This is a genomic window from Buttiauxella sp. AC142, from assembly GCF_979253435.1.
Window position 1 is genome coordinate 3,687,626 of the sequence record NZ_CEEDCH010000001.1, and the last position, 16,915, is coordinate 3,704,540.

17 protein-coding genes are annotated in these 16,915 nt (G+C 50.5%); 7 read left to right on the forward strand and 10 right to left on the reverse strand.

Annotation, left to right across the window (positions count from 1 at the left end):
• Positions 1-105 precede the first annotated feature (105 nt).
• A complete protein-coding gene (fldB, locus tag AC0IWZ_RS17075; RefSeq protein ID WP_115631760.1) occupies positions 106-627 on the forward strand; it encodes a flavodoxin FldB in 522 nt (173 codons plus the stop codon).
• A 7-nt stretch (positions 628-634) separates the two neighbouring features.
• Here the strand turns inward: fldB and AC0IWZ_RS17080 are convergent, their stop codons facing one another.
• The gene (locus tag AC0IWZ_RS17080; RefSeq protein ID WP_034498230.1) at positions 635-1,057 is read right to left on the reverse strand and encodes a protein YgfX; all 423 of its coding nucleotides are present in this window, start codon (positions 1,055-1,057) and stop codon (positions 635-637) included.
• The gene (sdhE, locus tag AC0IWZ_RS17085; protein ID WP_034498232.1) at positions 1,038-1,304 is read right to left on the reverse strand and encodes an FAD assembly factor SdhE; all 267 of its coding nucleotides are present in this window, start codon (positions 1,302-1,304) and stop codon (positions 1,038-1,040) included. Before sdhE ends, AC0IWZ_RS17080 begins: the two co-directional genes overlap by 20 nt.
• Before the next feature lie 246 nt (positions 1,305-1,550).
• Between sdhE and ygfZ the strand changes: the two genes are divergently transcribed.
• Positions 1,551-2,537, forward strand: coding sequence for a tRNA-modifying protein YgfZ (gene ygfZ / locus AC0IWZ_RS17090; RefSeq protein WP_172893284.1), 987 nt, complete (start codon positions 1,551-1,553; stop codon positions 2,535-2,537).
• Positions 2,538-2,577: 40 nt separating this feature from the next.
• Here the strand turns inward: ygfZ and trhA are convergent, their stop codons facing one another.
• Positions 2,578-3,231 carry a PAQR family membrane homeostasis protein TrhA gene (gene trhA, locus AC0IWZ_RS17095; protein ID WP_034498239.1) on the reverse strand — a complete coding sequence of 218 codons (654 nt, stop codon included), beginning with the start codon at positions 3,229-3,231 and terminating at the stop codon, positions 2,578-2,580.
• 238 nt (positions 3,232-3,469) lie between these two features.
• Between trhA and AC0IWZ_RS17100 the strand changes: the two genes are divergently transcribed.
• Positions 3,470-4,198 (forward strand): MurR/RpiR family transcriptional regulator, encoded by a 729-nt coding sequence (locus AC0IWZ_RS17100; protein ID WP_034498249.1) that lies wholly within the window; start codon positions 3,470-3,472, stop codon positions 4,196-4,198.
• 165 nt (positions 4,199-4,363) lie between these two features.
• Complete coding sequence (locus AC0IWZ_RS17105; RefSeq protein WP_471678849.1) at positions 4,364-5,797, forward strand: 6-phospho-beta-glucosidase; 1,434 nt, start codon at positions 4,364-4,366, stop codon at positions 5,795-5,797.
• A gap of 42 nt (positions 5,798-5,839) precedes the next feature.
• Here AC0IWZ_RS17105 and AC0IWZ_RS17110 read toward each other — a convergent pair whose 3' ends face one another.
• Together AC0IWZ_RS17110 and AC0IWZ_RS17115 are read right to left on the reverse strand one after the other, a co-directional pair.
• Positions 5,840-7,306, reverse strand: coding sequence for a sensor histidine kinase (locus tag AC0IWZ_RS17110; RefSeq protein WP_034498260.1), 1,467 nt, complete (start codon positions 7,304-7,306; stop codon positions 5,840-5,842).
• A 3-nt stretch (positions 7,307-7,309) separates the two neighbouring features.
• On the reverse strand, positions 7,310-8,020 hold the full coding sequence (locus AC0IWZ_RS17115) for a response regulator transcription factor (RefSeq protein WP_034498272.1): 711 nt from the start codon (positions 8,018-8,020) through the stop codon (positions 7,310-7,312).
• Positions 8,021-8,163: 143 nt separating this feature from the next.
• On the opposite strand from AC0IWZ_RS17115, the gene AC0IWZ_RS17120 reads away from it, so the two are divergent.
• From AC0IWZ_RS17120 to AC0IWZ_RS17130, 3 genes are read left to right on the forward strand one after another with little or no spacing between them, the layout of a single operon-like run.
• Positions 8,164-8,775 (forward strand): cytochrome b/b6 domain-containing protein, encoded by a 612-nt coding sequence (locus tag AC0IWZ_RS17120; protein ID WP_471678848.1) that lies wholly within the window; start codon positions 8,164-8,166, stop codon positions 8,773-8,775.
• Between the two features lie 9 nt (positions 8,776-8,784).
• On the forward strand, positions 8,785-9,573 hold the full coding sequence (locus AC0IWZ_RS17125) for a molybdopterin-dependent oxidoreductase (RefSeq protein ID WP_471678847.1): 789 nt from the start codon (positions 8,785-8,787) through the stop codon (positions 9,571-9,573).
• Between the two features lie 41 nt (positions 9,574-9,614).
• Positions 9,615-9,905 (forward strand): pentapeptide MXKDX repeat protein, encoded by a 291-nt coding sequence (locus tag AC0IWZ_RS17130; protein WP_034498280.1) that lies wholly within the window; start codon positions 9,615-9,617, stop codon positions 9,903-9,905.
• Between the two features lie 62 nt (positions 9,906-9,967).
• On the opposite strand, the gene AC0IWZ_RS17135 is transcribed toward AC0IWZ_RS17130, so the two are convergent.
• The 5 genes from AC0IWZ_RS17135 to ubiI form a co-directional block, all read right to left on the reverse strand.
• Entirely contained in the window at positions 9,968-10,711 is a 744-nt protein-coding gene (locus AC0IWZ_RS17135) for an SDR family oxidoreductase (RefSeq protein ID WP_034498282.1), read from the reverse strand.
• Between the two features lie 108 nt (positions 10,712-10,819).
• Positions 10,820-13,693, reverse strand: coding sequence for an aminomethyl-transferring glycine dehydrogenase (gene gcvP, locus AC0IWZ_RS17140; protein ID WP_471678846.1), 2,874 nt, complete (start codon positions 13,691-13,693; stop codon positions 10,820-10,822).
• A 64-nt stretch (positions 13,694-13,757) separates the two neighbouring features.
• Positions 13,758-14,147 carry a glycine cleavage system protein GcvH gene (gene gcvH, locus AC0IWZ_RS17145; protein ID WP_034498310.1) on the reverse strand — a complete coding sequence of 130 codons (390 nt, stop codon included), beginning with the start codon at positions 14,145-14,147 and terminating at the stop codon, positions 13,758-13,760.
• Between the two features lie 22 nt (positions 14,148-14,169).
• The gene (gene gcvT / locus AC0IWZ_RS17150) at positions 14,170-15,267 is read right to left on the reverse strand and encodes a glycine cleavage system aminomethyltransferase GcvT (RefSeq protein WP_471678845.1); all 1,098 of its coding nucleotides are present in this window, start codon (positions 15,265-15,267) and stop codon (positions 14,170-14,172) included.
• Between the two features lie 421 nt (positions 15,268-15,688).
• Positions 15,689-16,891 carry an FAD-dependent 2-octaprenylphenol hydroxylase gene (gene ubiI / locus AC0IWZ_RS17155; RefSeq protein ID WP_471678844.1) on the reverse strand — a complete coding sequence of 401 codons (1,203 nt, stop codon included), beginning with the start codon at positions 16,889-16,891 and terminating at the stop codon, positions 15,689-15,691.
• Positions 16,892-16,915: the final 24 nt, after the last annotated feature.

The window sequence follows — 16,915 nt, forward strand, 5'->3', positions numbered from 1 at the left end:
CACTTACTTGCCCCGCGTTTGGCGAATTGTGTCCATTATGCATGATGCACAATGGGATCTGATACAATTGCCAGTCTGCACGTTTTTAAAAGAGTTATTAACGCGATGAACATTGGCCTTTTTTATGGCTCCAGCACTTGTTACACCGAAATGGCTGCCGAAAAAATTCGTGACATCATTGGCCCGGAACTGGTGACACTTCACAATCTGAAAGATGATTCACCGGCCATGATGGAACAGTACGATGTGCTGATTCTCGGTATCCCAACCTGGGATTTCGGCGAATTACAGGAAGACTGGGAAGCCGTCTGGGATCAACTGGATAATCTGAATCTTGAAGGCAAACCGGTTGCGCTTTATGGCATGGGCGATCAACTTGGCTACGGCGAATGGTTCCTGGATGCGCTGGGTATGTTGCACGACAAACTTGCCCCACGCGGCGCTCAGTTTATTGGCTACTGGCCAACTGAAGGCTATGAATTTACTAGCCCAAAACCGGTGATTGCTGACGGACAGCTGTTTGTAGGCCTGGCACTTGATGAAACCAATCAATACGATTTAAGCGATGAGCGAATCGAAAACTGGTGTGATCAAATTCTTGTAGAAATGGCCGAGAAGTTTGCCTGAAAACCGCTCAGACTTGACCTCTGCCGCTGGCTTGCTGTTGCAGCATCAGGCGGCGCAAATCACGCCATTCACTTGTATCCATGCTGTCGGCAGACAACCATAGATGTTGACAGCGTTTACGCCCAACGCGGCGTAAGCGCAACATCATGCCGCTACGTAGCATCCAGGGTGAACCCACGATCTCCCATTCCTGATTTTGCCAACGCAGGTGGTAGTCGGTCAGGATTTTCATTTCCCCCTGGCAGGCATGTATACGGCGCTGGCTACGTACGCTGTCAAAAACCACCAGCGAAAGTAGTAGCATCCAGATTAGCGTGTAGCTCATCGGCCACGGCATCAGCAGCACAAACAGTGCGACCAGACCGTGGGCCAATAGAGAAAGCCATTGTGCACGCCAGGAGACGCGAAGATCAGATTGCCACAGGACCACGTTCTTTATTCCGTGTCTGAATCAGTGTCACCATCCGTTGCAGCTCTGTATCTGCCGGTTTGCCATGATTCATTAACCAATTGAACAGGTCTGGATCATCGCTTTCCAGCAAGCGAACAAACAATTGTTTATCCTCAGCGCTTAACGAGTCATATTCATATTCAAAGAATGGCATAATTGAAATATCCAGCTCGCGCATTCCCCGGCGGCACGCCCAATGAATTCGGGCTTTGTTATTGATATCCATGTGCTCTTTCCTGGTTATCTGATAAAGAAGGTACAAATCTTAGTGTAACGTGTTTTTATTGCACGCATTAACTGAATGTTACCGTTTGCGCACTTTCTCGAGAGAATAATTTGCAACGTGTTGTCGTTGCATTCACCTTGCGAGAATTCCCGTAAGCGCACAATTCGCATGATCAAACTGCTTGCATTGCCAAATGGCTCTTTTACCATTGAGCCATATCTCTGCTCAATAACCTGGGACATCTCTATGGCTTTCACTCCATTTCCTCCACGTCAGCCTACGGCCGCAGCCCGCCTGCCGCTAACTCTCATGACTCTTGATGATTGGGCTTTGGCAAACGTGACGGGCAAAGATGCAGAATCCTATCTGCAAGGCCAGGTCACTGCTGACGTTGCGCAGTTGACACCAAACCAGCACACACTTTGCGCCCACTGTGACGCGAAAGGGAAAATGTGGAGCAACCTGCGCCTGTTCCACCGCGGCGAAGGGTTTTCACTGATTGAGCGCCGTAATCTGCGCGACGCGCAGCTTGTTGAACTGAAAAAATACGCGGTGTTTTCCAAAGTCACTATCACACCTGATGACGAAAGCGTACTGCTGGGCGTGGCAGGTTTCCAGGCGCGCGCCGCTTTGGCAAATGTGTTCGCCGCACTGCCTGATGCAGAAAACCCGGTCGTTCAGGAAGATGCCACCACCCTTCTGTGGTTTAACCTCCCTGCCGAGCGTTTCATGCTGGTCACCGATGAGGCTACCGCGCAGGCGCTGGCTGAAAAGTTACACGGTGAAGCGCAGCGCAATGATAGCCAACAATGGCTGGCGCTAGAGATCGAAGCGGGTATTCCGGTCATTGATGCTCCAAATAGTGCGCAGTTCATTCCGCAGGCCACCAATATTCAGGCACTTGGCGGTATCAGCTTCAAAAAAGGCTGTTACACAGGCCAGGAAATGGTTGCCCGTGCGAAGTTCCGTGGCGCGAATAAACGTGCGCTGTGGTTCCTCGCAGGCAAAGCCAGCCGTCTGCCGGAAGCGGGGGAAGATCTCGAGCTGAAAATGGGCGAAAACTGGCGTCGTACTGGCACCGTGCTGGCTGCAAGTCAGCTTGATGATGGGCGCGTATTGGTGCAGGTGGTGATGAATAACGATCTGGAAGCCGACAGCGTGCTGCGTGTTCGTGATGATGTTGGCAGTGAGCTTGTTATTGAGCGACTGCCTTATTCATTAGAAGACGAGTAAAAGAACCCGCCGTCGCCCTGCTCAAGCGGGCGACGGTTGATTAATGGATGTATAAATAAATTGCAAGAAAGTGGCAAACGCTGCCGCCCAGTACAAATCCGTGCCAGATGGCGTGGTTGTACGGAATACGTTTGCAGACGTAGAAAATAACGCCTAACGAGTAAATTATACCGCCCGCAGCCAGCAACGTTACGCTGCCCGGCGCGAGTTTAATGATCATCTGGTAAATCACTACCAGCGATAGCCACCCCATCAGCAGATAAGTGACGAGCGACAAAACTTTGAAGCGATGCGCGATGGTTAATTTGAAGAGAATACCCGCCAGAGCCAGTCCCCAGATAACAATCATCAGCCCTCGGGCCAAAGGTGAATCAAGACCAACGAGTAAAAATGGGGTGTATGTCCCGGCAATCAGCAAATAGATTGCGCAGTGGTCAAATTTCTTCAGCCAGCGTTTGGCGCGTTGATGTGGAATGGCGTGATACAGCGTTGAAGCCAGAAACAGCAAAATCATGCTGCCGCCGTACAGACTATAACTGGTTATCGCCGTCACACTGGCGTTGCTATCCACCGCCTGGACCAGTAACAAAACCAACCCGACAATCCCGAACACCAGCCCGATACCGTGGCTAATACTGTTGGCAACTTCCTCTGCCAGTGAATATCCTTTCGCGATCAATGGTTTGTCAGCCATGTGGCAACTCCCGGTGAGACAAAAGAGTGAAAATACATCACAGCTAGCATAACTGAGAATAATTCCAGCTAACACCTGTACGCTAAAATAAATCTGTCAGAGTTGATAACCATACTCATACACCACAGACACATTTGCCTGGCTGATGAAGTCCCTGCGGGGGCGAAAGCTGAGGCGAAATATGGCACTATGTCGTTAGTTATCACTCTTGTGCGCACGAAAAAGGCTGGTTAATTTAATGTTCACTCATGCAGCAATTGCCAGGCTAAACGGCCTGGAAATGATGGTCTATAACTTTGTCATCAAAAACCGCGACAAAGTGATGTACATGACTATTCGCGAGTTAGCCGATGCGGCGGGCGTTTCCACCACCACGGTGCTGCGCTTTTGTCGCAAATTAAACTGTGAAGGTTATTCTGAATTTCGTGTGCGCTTTAAATTATATCTTGAGCAAAATGACGAGCAGTTAGTTAATTTTGGCCCAAGCGAAATCATCAGTTTTTTTAAAAGCACTAATAATGAAGAGTTTGATAATTTAATTGACCAGGCCGTTGATATTATTTGTTCATCAGAACGAATTATATTTGTTGGCGCAGGCACCTCTGGCGCATTAGCGAAATATGGCGCTCGCTTCTTCTCTAACGTCGGTAAATTTAGTAACCATATTGATGACCCTTATTTTCCTGTCACCAATGACATGGCGAAAAACGCGCTGGCGATTGTGCTTTCCGTTTCCGGTGAAACCGAAGAGATCCTGCGCTTCGCCAGCCAATTCAGCCTGCATAACTGCAAGGTGCTCTCCATCACCAGCCACGAAAACTCAGCTCTGGCAAGGCTCGCCGATTTTAATATTTCCTGGCATATTCCGCTTACTCGCGTCGGCGGGGTTTATGACATCACCACACAAATCCCTGTTATTTATATTTTAGAAACCATTGGCCGTAAACTGGCTAAAAAAATGGCATAAAAAAACAGGCTGTTTTTTCTATGTAACAAATCACATTACCGGTGATTTGTTATATCGTGACAATTAATTCTCGTTTGTTAGACTCCAGAACAGAGCTTATTAACGCACTGCCATTTTGTGATGTATCGCACATTATTTCTGGCCCTGACAGTGAGATTAAAAAATATGAAGAAACTGACTTTACCAAAAGACTTTTTATGGGGCGGCGCGGTTGCTGCGCACCAGGTTGAAGGTGGCTGGAACAAAGAAGGTAAAGGCCCAAGTATTTGTGATGTGTTGACCGGCGGCTCGCACGGTGTACCGCGTGAAATCACCCAGGAAGTTGTCCCTGGTAAATTTTATCCAAACCACGAAGCCATTGATTTCCATGGCCGTTATAAAGAAGACATCGCGCTGTTTGCCGAAATGGGCTTCAAATGCTTCCGCACCTCTATTGCCTGGACGCGTATCTTCCCAAAAGGGGATGAGCTGCAACCTAATGAAGAAGGTCTGAAGTTCTACGACGACATGTTCGACGAACTGCTGAAATACAACATCGAGCCGGTGATCACCCTTTCCCACTTCGAAATGCCGCACCACCTGGTGACCGAATACGGTGGCTGGGCTAACCGTAAAGTAGTCGATTTCTTTGTTCGTTTTGCCGAAGTAGTGTTTGAACGCTACAAGAGCAAAGTGAAGTACTGGATGACGTTTAACGAGATCAATAACCAGCGCAACTGGCGTGCGCCGCTGTTCGGTTACTGCTGCTCTGGCGTGGTTTACACCGAGCACGACAACCCAGAAGAAGTGATGTATCAGGTGCTGCATCATCAGTTTGTGGCAAGCGCCATGGCGGTGAAGATTGGTCATCGCATCAACCCTGAAATGCAAATCGGCTGCATGCTGGCGATGGTGCCGCTGTATCCGTTCTCCTGCAAACCAGAAGATCAAATGTACGCGCAGGAATCAATGCGTGAGCGTTATGTCTTTACCGACGTGCAACTGCGCGGCTACTACCCGTCTTATGTGTTAAACGAGTGGGAACGCCGCGAGTTCAACATCAAAATGGAAGCCGGCGACGAGCAAATCCTGCGTGAAGGCGTGTGTGATTATCTCGGTTTCAGCTACTACATGACCAATGCAGTGAAAGCAGAAGGCGGCACTGGCGATGCATTATCTGGCTTCCAGGGCAGCGTGCCGAACCCGTTTGTGAAAGCATCCGATTGGGGCTGGCAGATTGACCCGGTTGGCCTGCGTTACGCGCTGTGCGAACTGTATGAACGCTACCAGAAACCGCTGTTTATCGTCGAAAACGGCTTTGGTGCTTACGACACCGTCGAAGAAGACGGTTCAATCAATGATGATTACCGCATCGATTACCTGCGAGCGCACGTTTCAGAGATGATGAAAGCGGTCACGTACGACGGCGTGGATTTGATGGGTTACACCCCGTGGGGCTGCATTGACTGCGTTTCCTTCACCACCGGTCAGTACAACAAACGCTACGGTTTTATCTACGTGAACAAACACGACGATGGCACTGGCGATATGTCCCGTTCGCGCAAGAAGAGCTTTAACTGGTACAAAGAAGTGATTGCCAGCAACGGCGAAAAACTCTGATTGATTGGCTCACCAGAACGCCCCGTTTTCGGGGCGTTTTTTTCAGGTAGGTAATCCAAAACGGAAACACGCACCCGTTTCTGGCCTTTCCACCAGCGCAATATCGCTGCCATGAAGTTGCAACATCTGGCGCACAATCATCAGCCCTAAACCGCCGACTCTGACATGAGACTGGCTGACTATCGACGGGCGCACAAATAAACCTTCCTTGAGTTCCTGCGGAATTCCTGGGCCGTTATCGCTTATCTGCACCATTACTTTTTCGCCCTCTTTCCACAAGCGAACGGCAACGGTTCCCTGCTCCGGCGTATGACGAATCGCATTATCCAGCAGATTAGTCAGCACCCGCTCAATCATGCCTAAATCTGCATCGATCAGCGGCAAACCTGGCTGGATATCAGCGACCAGCTGTAATTGCCGTGTTTGGGTCATCAACTCAAATTTCTGGAAGACATCCTGCAATAATTCGCCGAGACAAAAGCGTTCTTTTTGTGGCTTTACAACGCCATATTCCAGACGCGCTAACTCAAACAATGATTGCGCAAGGGTGCGGACTTTCTGGCTTTGCGCTAAAGCGATTTCCAGATAACGTTTTTTCTCAGCTTCCGAAAGCGTCGCCGACATCACGGATAAGCTTTCAAGATAACCATGCATCGACGTCAGTGGCGTGCGTAAGTCATGGGAAATATTGGCAATGAATTCTCGACGCAGTTGGTCTTGCTGTGAAAGCCGATGCCACTGTTCTGAAATACGGCGCGCCATCGTGATAACACCCTGGCGCAGCAGGCTAATTTCATCGTTACTGTTCGATTTATCAAGCGGCAGTGCCGCCATGGCCTGCATCTCAGCCATGCCGCCCGTTTCCAGTGCGTTCACCTGGCGTGAAAGCGAACGCAGAGGCCGCGTTATCCAGCGAAATGCCAGGCCACCGACTATCAGACCTAATAATGCAATCAGGCTTATGGTCAGCAGTACTACTTTTGAAATGGTATTAAATCGCGCATCGTTTGCCAGGGCATTGTAATTTTCACCCAGCAAAATGATGTACAAGTAACCCTTAACCTCGCCGTTTTGCATCATTGGCGCGACGCTAAACACTTTTTTGCCGTCAGGGCTGCGCGGGTCGTCGCCGTAGAGTGGAAATTGCTGTTTATCGAGAGCGGCCTGAATCGGCTCCAAATCTACATGATGGCGTTTAATATGATTCGGTGGCGCCGCATCACCAATAATATTGCCTTTTTGATCAAGCAGATAAACCTCAACACTTGGGTTTACCGTCATCAGGTGGTCAAACAGACTGCGCACAGAATCATTGTTCAAGCCATCCTGACCAAGCAATGGATAGCTTTGGTTAATGTGCTCCGCGAGCGAACCAGAAAGTTGTTGTATTACCGCCTGGCTGTACTGTGTGCTGGTGCGAATTTGCAGCCACCCCAACAATGAACAAGAGGTGATAAGCAGCAACGCAAAAACCAGTGTCAGGCGCTGAGAAAGCGTGAGTTTTCGCATGGTTTACTCGTGTCGAGGTGCAATGAATTTATACCCTTTTCCCCACACCGTCAGAATGAATTCAGGCTCTGCGGGGTTATCTTCAATCTTGATACGTAAGCGGTTGATATGGGTGTTTACGGTGTGTTCGTAGCCTTCGTGCTGATAACCCCACACCTGGTTGAGCAGATTAAGGCGCGAAAAAACTTTGCCGGGGTGCTTGGCAAAAAACCACAGCAAATCAAACTCACGCGGTGTCAGCTCAACAGGCTGATTTCTCAGCCGCACATCACGGGCAAGGGGGTCGATAGTCAGCCGTTCAAAAGTGAGCGTTCCGGCATCCTGCATCAGGTTCTGGCTCATTGCTTCCTGGCGGCGAAATAGCGCTTTGACGCGTGCCACTAGCTCCAGCATTGAAAACGGTTTTGCCAGGTAGTCATCTGCGCCCAGTTCCAGCCCCAGAACCCGGTGCGTTTCGCTTGAACGCGCGCTGATCATCACAATCGGCGTGTAACGGGTCATGGTGCGGGCATAGCGACATATTTCCAGGCCATCAACACCGGGCAGCATCAGATCCAGAATCAGCGCATCCCATCCGCCCTGTTTTAGCAATTCCAGCCCTTGCGATCCATCTGCCGCATGGACAATTTCATAGCCTTCTTCCCGCAAATGCAGTTGCAGGAGTTCAGCAATATTTTCGTCATCCTCAACGATTAACAACTTTTTGGGCTTCATTGCTTCGCCTTATCTGCCTCTCTTAGAAGGAGTCTATACAACATTCGGCCGTGGAGTTATCACATTTAATTTAACTTTTCGTGAGACTTTGGCGAACAGATTTGAGCCACACTCATTTCAACGCAATAACCGGAAATAAAACGATGGATACGCCAACGTTTCAGGTTAAACCCACCATAGTGCATCCATTATGGCTAAGGCTTTGTCACTGGCTGAATGCCCTTGCCATGCTCATTATGGTGACCAGCGGCTGGCGAATTTATAACGCATCGCCACTGTTTAATTTCAGCTTTCCGAATGAGTTAACGCTCGGCGGTTGGTTAGGCGGCGCGTTGCAATGGCATTTTGCGGGGATGTGGTTATTTGGCATAAATGGCGTGATTTATTTGCTGATAAATATCTTCAGCGGACGCCTGAAACGCAAATTCTGGCCGCTTTCACCACGTGAATTAATCAGCGATTTTATTTCAGCATTGCGCGGGAAGCTCACTCATAACGATCTTAACCATTACAACACAGTGCAAAAAATGGCGTATTTATTCGTGATGATCGACGGGATCATTCTGGTGTGCTCCGGTTTTGTGGTGTGGAAATCTGTGCAGTTTCCATTGCTGCGTGAATTACTCGGAGGTTATGAAAGTGCGCGGTTGATTCATTTCTTTGCGATGTCCGGCATGGTGGGATTTATCGTCATCCATTTAATTATGGTCGCGCTGGTGCCGAAAACTTTACTCGCTATGTTGCGTGGGCGCTAAGGAAAAATAATGTCTAATAAAACGAAGCTTTTTTCGGATTCCGACAAAGCGGTCATTATTCAGGACGCCTCTGAACAAATTAATAAACAGCTATCATCTGAAGGCCGTCGCCGTTTTTTAAAGCAGGGTTTAACGCTTGGCGGTTTAATGATGCTGACCGGCTGCGATATCAGCAGTAATGAATCTGTCGAGTCTACATTAAGCGGTATTTCGCGCTTTAATGACAGGATCCAGGGCTGGCTATTTAATGCCAACGATCTGGCTCCGGTTTATCCCGAAAGCATGATGACGCATCCTTTCCCGTTTAACGCCTTTTATAGCGAGGATGAAGCGCCAACGATTAATGGCGATGATTATCGCCTGGAGCTTGCAGGCTTAGTGGCAGATAAGCGGCCATGGACGCTGGCACAATTGCACCAGATGGCGCAGGTCAGCCAGGTAACACGCCATATTTGCGTCGAAGGATGGAGCGCCATTGGCAAATGGGGAGGCGTGCCGTTTTCTCTATTTCTTAAAGGTATTGGTGCTGATTTAAATGCACGTTACGTGAGTTTTAAATGTGCCGACGATTACTACACCAGCATTGATATGGCGACGGCATTACATCCACAAACCATCATTGCATTGACTTATGACGGCGAAATATTACCACGTAAATATGGTTTCCCGATGAAATTAAGAATGCCAACCAAGTTGGGATATAAAAACCCAAAACACATTCAAGTTATAGAAGTCACGAATCGCTATCCCGGTGGATATTGGGAGGACCAGGGTTATAACTGGTTCGGCGGCAGCTAGTTTCTGACCATGTAGTTATTAAAACGACGAGGAAATACAAAATGAAAAAACTCTACACTGCTTTGATGTGCTCAGCATTATTCTTTGGCGTAACAGCAGCAAACGCGGCTGATAATATGGCTAAAGACAATATGTCTAAAGATAATATGGGAAAGATGTCCCATGATTGTTCTAAGGACAGCATGAAAAAAGACTGTATGAATAAAGATAATATGTCTAAGGACCACATGTCCAAAGACGGAATGAAGAAAGATGATATGTCTAAAGATGGAATGGCCAAGGATAGTATGTCCAAAGACAGCATGTCTAAAGGCGAAATGGACAAAAAATAAGACGTTAAGCTAACACCAGGATAATGGCAGTTCGCCTGTTACTTTAGGAGGCTGCCATTTTTTTATTTGCCACCCGCTAAATCGAGGAAACTGCCCGTCACATATGAGGCTTTTTCACTCAGTAACCAGACGATAGCTTCCGCCACTTCTTCCGGTTGCCCACCGCGTTTCATCGGCAAGAGATCTTTTACGCGGTCAACGCGTCCGGCTTCGCCGCCCGAAGCATGTATGTCGGTATAAATTAATCCAGGACGCACTCCATTAACGCGAATACCCTGGGCAGCAACTTCCAAAGAAAGCCCGATAGTTAGCGAATCCACAGCCCCTTTTGACGCTGCGTAATCAACATATTCCCCCGGCGCACCTAAACGTGATGCCGCCGACGAGACATTCACAATCGCCCCACCGTTTCCACCGTGACGCAATGCCATGCGTTTTACCGCTTCACGGCAGCAAAGAAAATAGCCCGTTACGTTGGTTGCCATCACGCGATTAATACGTTCAGCCGTGAGTTCTTCGACTGTAGATTGCTGGAACAAAATCCCGGCGTTGTTGACCAGTGCGGTCACAGGGCCGAACGCGTTGTCGATTTCCACAAACATTGCCATCACTTGCAGTTCATCGGCAATATCCGCTTTGATGGCGATCGCCTCGCCGCTATGGGCACGAATAATGCTCACCACTTCATCAGCGGCTTGTTTGTTTTGCAGATAATTAACCACGACTTTGTAGCCGGATTGCGCCAGCAGGATGGCGGTGGCTCGGCCGATTCCACGGCTGCCACCGGTGACTAATGCAACGGACATTTTACCTCCTGGAACCCCTCACCCCAACCCTCTCCCCCAGGAAAGGGAGAAAACCGGGCGATCCCCTCTCCCTCAGGGAGAGGGCCAGGGTGAGGGTTGTTTTAGAACTTACTGATATTCGCTCATCGGCACGCAAGAACAGAACAGATTGCGGTCGCCGAACACATCGTCCAGGCGTTTCACGGTTGGCCAGTATTTATTGCTATGGCCTGCCGGGAATACCGCCAGTTCGCGGGAGTACGGGTGCGTCCAGTCAGCAACGATTTCGTCCTGGGTGTGCGGGGCGTTAACCAGCGGGTTATCTTCCAGCGGCCATTCACCTCGTGCAACACGGTCGATTTCAGTGCGGATAGTCAGCATCGCGTCGATAAAGCGATCCAGTTCCAGTTTGCTTTCGGATTCTGTCGGCTCAACCATCAGCGTACCCGCCACCGGGAACGACATGGTCGGCGCATGGAAGCCGAAATCAATCAGGCGTTTAGCAATATCCAGCTCGCTAATTCCGGTCTCTTCTTTCAGAGGACGAATATCAAGAATACATTCGTGCGCCACATGCCCACTGCGCCCGGTATACAGAATCGGGAATGCAGATTTCAGTCGGGTCGCAATGTAGTTAGCATTCAGGATGGCTACCTGGCTGGCTTTTTTCAGCCCCTGTGCGCCCATCATGCGGATATACATCCAGCTGATTGGCAGAATCGATGCGCTGCCAAACGGTGCCGCAGAAACAGCGCCCTGCTGGGTCAGCATCTCTTCAATTTGCACTACGCTGTGGCCTGGAACAAACGGTGCCAGGTGAGCTTTCACACCGATTGGCCCCATGCCTGGGCCGCCACCGCCGTGAGGAATGCAGAAGGTTTTATGCAGGTTAAGGTGTGAAACATCGGCACCGATATAACCCGGTGAAGTGATTCCCACCTGTGCGTTCATGTTCGCGCCATCGAGGTAAACCTGGCCGCCGAACTGGTGAACAATCTGGCACACTTCGCGGATGGTTTCTTCGTATACGCCGTGGGTAGAAGGATAAGTCACCATGATACAAGACAGCGCATCGCCCGCTTGTTCGGCTTTAAGACGCAGATCGTGAAGATCGATGTTGCCTTGCTTATCGCACGCGACAACGACTACTTCCATGCCCGCCATTTGTGCTGACGCCGGGTTGGTACCGTGCGCAGAGCTTGGGATCAGGCACAGATTACGGCTGCCTTCGTTGCGGCTTTCATGGTAACGACGAATCGCCAGCAGGCCTGCGTATTCACCTTGCGCACCAGAGTTTGGCTGCATACAAAGCGCGTCGTAACCGGTCAGTTTCACCAGCCAGTCGGACAACTGGGAAATCATCTGATGATAACCTTCCGCCTGGTTTGCCGGGCAGAACGGGTGCAGTTCAGCGAATTCAGGCCAGGTGATTGGGATCATCTCAGCCGCAGCATTCAGCTTCATGGTGCAGGAGCCGAGCGGGATCATCGCCTGATTCAGCGCCAGATCTTTGCGTTCAAGCGAGTGCATGTAACGCATCATTTCGGTTTCGCTGTGGTAGCGATTAAACACTGGATGCGTCAGGATCGCGTCTTCACGCAGCATTCCTTTCGGAACAGACAGGCTATCGCCCGCCACGTTTTGGTCCAGTTTATCGATATCCAGACCGTGGTTATCGCCCAACAAGACATCGAACAGCGCCTGCACATCTTCACGCGTGGTTGATTCATCAAGCGTAATACCCACTGCGTTGAGAATGTCGCTGCGCAGATTTATTTCATTGGCTTCAGCACGCGACAGCACAGCGGCTTTATCAGCGACTTCAACGCACAGAGTATCGAACCAATGTTTGTGGCGCAGCACCAGCCCTTTTTGTTGCAGGCCAGCCGCCAGAATATCGGTCAGGCGATGAATGCGCCCTGCAATGCGTTTCAGGCCAGCCGGGCCGTGGAACACCGCATACAGGCTGGCGATGTTTGCCAGCAAAACCTGGGAAGTACAAATGTTGGAGTTCGCTTTTTCGCGGCGAATATGTTGCTCGCGAGTTTGCATCGCCATGCGCAGCGCGGTGCGGCCCGCGGCATCGCGGGAAACGCCGATAATACGGCCAGGCATAGAGCGTTTGAATTCGTCACGTGCGGCAAAGAATGCAGCATGCGGGCCACCGTAACCCATTGGCACGCCAAAACGCTGCGCGGAACCAAATACGATGTCAGCACCTTGTTTGCCAGGTGCAGTCAGTAGAACCAGCGTCATAAAGTCAGCGGCAACGCTCACGATGACTTTGCGGCTTTTCAGTTCGGTAATCAGAGCGCTGTAATCATGCACTTCACCCGTGGTGCCCACTTGTTGCAGCAGCACACCGAAGACATCCTGGTGATCGAGCACTTTCGCGGCATCATCGACAATCACGTCAAAACCGAAGGTTTCAGCGCGGGTACGCACCACGTCCAGCGTTTGCGGATGTACGTCGGCGGCAACAAAGAAACGGTTGGCGTTTTTCAGTTTGCTGACGCGCTTTGCCATAGCCATGGCTTCGGCTGCGGCAGTCGCTTCGTCCAGCAAGGATGCAGAAGCGATGTCCAGACCGGTCAGGTCCAGCGTCACTTGCTGGAAGTTCAGCAGTGCTTCAAGGCGGCCTTGTGAGACTTCCGGCTGATACGGCGTGTACGCGGTATACCAGCCTGGATTTTCCAGCATATTACGCAGGATCACCGGCGGAGTTTGCACCGCGGTATAACCCATGCCGATGTACGTTTTGAAACGCTTGTTACGGCTGGCGATGGTCTTTAATTCAGCCAGGGCCGCGAATTCAGTTGCAGCCTCACCCACCTGTGGTGGCTCGGCAAGCTGGATATCAGCCGGAACGATCGAAGCGATTAAGTCGTTTAACGAACGAGCGCCCACCGCCTCCAGCATTTCGTGTTGCTGCTGTGCGTCTGGTCCAATATGGCGGTCGATAAACGCTTCGTGATTTTCAAGCTGACGTAAAGACTGGGTCATGAGCGGTGATTCCTGAAACATACTAAACGGTTTCCCCTCTCCCCCAGGAGAGGGGACATAAAACTTATTCGTCTTCTAACAGAGCTTCGTACGCAGTCGCATCCAGCAAACCATCCAGTTCGGACTCGTCACTTGCTTTGATCTTAAAGATCCAACCCGCCGCGTACGGCTCGCTGTTGATAAGCTCTGGTGAGTCGCTCAGCTCGGTGTTGACTGCGATGATCTCACCGCTGATTGGCGCGTAAATATCAGAAGCGGCTTTTACAGATTCAGCAACGGCACAGTCATCGCCAGTGCTTACGGTTGTGCCCACTTCTGGAAGATCTACAAACACCATGTCACCCAGCAGTTCTTGCGCGTGCTCGGTAATACCCACGGTGTAAGTTCCGTCAGATTCTTTACGCAACCACTCGTGCTCTTTGCTGTATTTCAGTTCGTTTGGCACATTGCTCATTGTTTTTCTCCTGATTTCAAAATCACTGCGCGACAGCTTTACCGCCGCGAACAAAAATGGGTTTGGTTACTTTCACAGGCATTTCGCGGTTACGAATTTGCACAATCGCGGTTTCACCAATGCCTGCCGGCACGCGAGCCAGAGCGATGCTGTAACCGAGTGTTGGCGAGAAGGTTCCGCTGGTAATGACACCCTCGTGGATGTTGCCTGATTCGTCAGTAAAACGGACAGGCAGCTCATTACGTAATACGCCTTTTTCCGTCATGATCAAACCAACGAGTTGGTCGGTGCCTTTCTCACGCTGAGCTTCAAGCGCTTCGCGGCCAATAAAATCGCGTTCTTCAGGCTGCCAGGCGATAGTCCAACCCATATTGGCGGCAAGGGGTGAAACGCCTTCGTCCATTTCCTGGCTGTATAAGTTCATGCCTGATTCCAGACGCAGCGTATCGCGCGCGCCCAGCCCGCAAGGTTTGACGCCAATCTCGACCAGTTGCGCCCAAAACTCAGCGGCTTTTTCGTTGGGCATCGCGATTTCGTAACCTGCTTCACCGGTATAACCGGTTGTAGCAATAAACAAATCACCCGCCTGAACGCCAAAGAATGGCTTCATGCCAGCAACAGCAGCACGTTGTTCTGCGGTAAACAGCTGCGCGGCTTTGGCCTGTGCGTTTGGCCCCTGAACGGCAATCAGCGACAGATCATCACGCACGGTAACGGAAACGGAGAACGGCTCGGCATGTTGGTTAATCCAGGCCAGGTCTTTTTCGCGGGTCGCGGAATTCACCACCAGGCGGAAAAAGTCTTCGGTCTGGAAATAGATAATCAGGTCATCGATAACACCGCCGGAGGCGTTGAGCATTGCGGTGTAGAGGGCTTTACCCGGTTGGGTGAGTTTGGCAACGTCATTTGCCACTAAGTAACGCAGGAATTCGCGGGTACGGCTGCCTTTCAGGTCAACGATGGTCATGTGGGAAACATCAAACATCCCGGCATCGTTACGCACCGCGTGGTGCTCATCAATCTGCGAGCCATAGTGCAATGGCATCATCCAGCCATGGAAATCCACCATGCGCGCGCCGCAGAGATTGTGCTGTTCAAACAAAGGGGTCTTTTGAGTCATTTGTTCCTCTTTAACCATCTGGTTGAAAAGCGCTGTTCGCTTTTCTTTTCGTCAGACGAAACCCAGCATCGCCACCGATCCCGATAGCGACGCAAACGTTACCTTTTGCCTGAACTTACCATTGAATGAGGGAGTAAACCATAAGGTACAAACGGTCATTGCATTAGCTTATGACCAAAATGAGAGGCACATGATGCAGAGCATTCATCTGGAAAAATGCGAGGCACCGCGCATAAACAGGAAGTGTTTTAGTCAGAATTTAGCGTTAGCTAACATTTACCACCATTTCAGAAACAAATTCACTACATCGCTAAAAACGTGGGATGAGAAAAAGTAATCCGAAATTATGGGTGAGATTAGAATTTTTCAAATGAGAAGGGAATTTCCCTTTCCGATAAAAGGAAAGGGAAATGTGACGTAGTTATCTTAACCATTCTGGAAGATCGTGTAGGCCCATCGCCTGGCGAACCAATTGCGGTTTTACGCCCGGCAACGTATCAGCCAGTTTCAGGCCAATATCTCGTAGCAGTTTCTTCGCCGGATGAGTTCCGGCAAACAAGTCCCGGAAACCCTGCATGCTGGCGAGCATCATTGCGGCACTGTGTTTGCGGCTACGTTCGTAGCGGCGCAGATACAAATACTGCCCGATATCTTTGCCCTGGCTGTGCAAACGGCGCACTTCATCAATCAACTCAGCGGCGTCCATAAAGCCCAGGTTCACGCCCTGCCCGGCCAGCGGATGAATCGTATGTGCAGCATCGCCCACCAGCGCCAGACGGTGAGCGGCAAAATTACGCGCATAACGCCCCGTCAATGGGAACACCTGACGCTCGCTTTCAACATTGCACAAACCCAGGCGCATATCGAAGGCCACACTGAGCGCCTGGTTAAATTCTTCACTACTCGCCTGCTGCAAACGTTCGGCTTCCAGCGGTGGCAACGACCAGACAATGGAACATAAATGCGGGTCGCTTAACGGCAGAAATGCCAGAATACCCTCGCCATGAAACACCTGGCGGGCCACTGCCTGATGAGGTTCAGTCGTACGAATGGTGGCAACCAGAGCGTGGTGGCGATAATCCCAAAATGTCAGGGGGATATCAGCCTGTTTACGCACCCAGGAGTTTGCGCCATCCGCACCAATAACCAGGCGGGCAGTCAGCATTGCGCCATCTTTAAGGGTGATAAACGCTTCGTTTTCGCCCCATGCGACTTGTTGCAATTCGGCAGGAGCCATCAATGTGATGTCACTGCACTGTTCAGCCTGCTGCCATAAAGCATGGTGAATGACCGCATTTTCAATAATGTGGCCCAGGTGACTAAATCCAAAGGATTTATCATCAAAAGCGATATGCCCGAAGCTGTCTTGATCCCACACTTCCATGCCGTGATAGCAACTGGCACGTTGGGCGATAATTTTCGGCCACGCACCAAGATGAGTCAGCAGTTTTTCACTGGCGGCATTGATGGCTGAGACACGCAAAGCTGGCGCAGAATCCGCGGCCAGCGGCTGCGGGAGATGGTTCTCAAGCACTGCGACACGTAAGCCACTTCCTTGCAAACCACAGGCCACTGCCAGTCCGACCATGCCACCACCAACAATCGCCACATCAACGCTTTGCAATTTGACTCTCCTTAAAAACCTGTT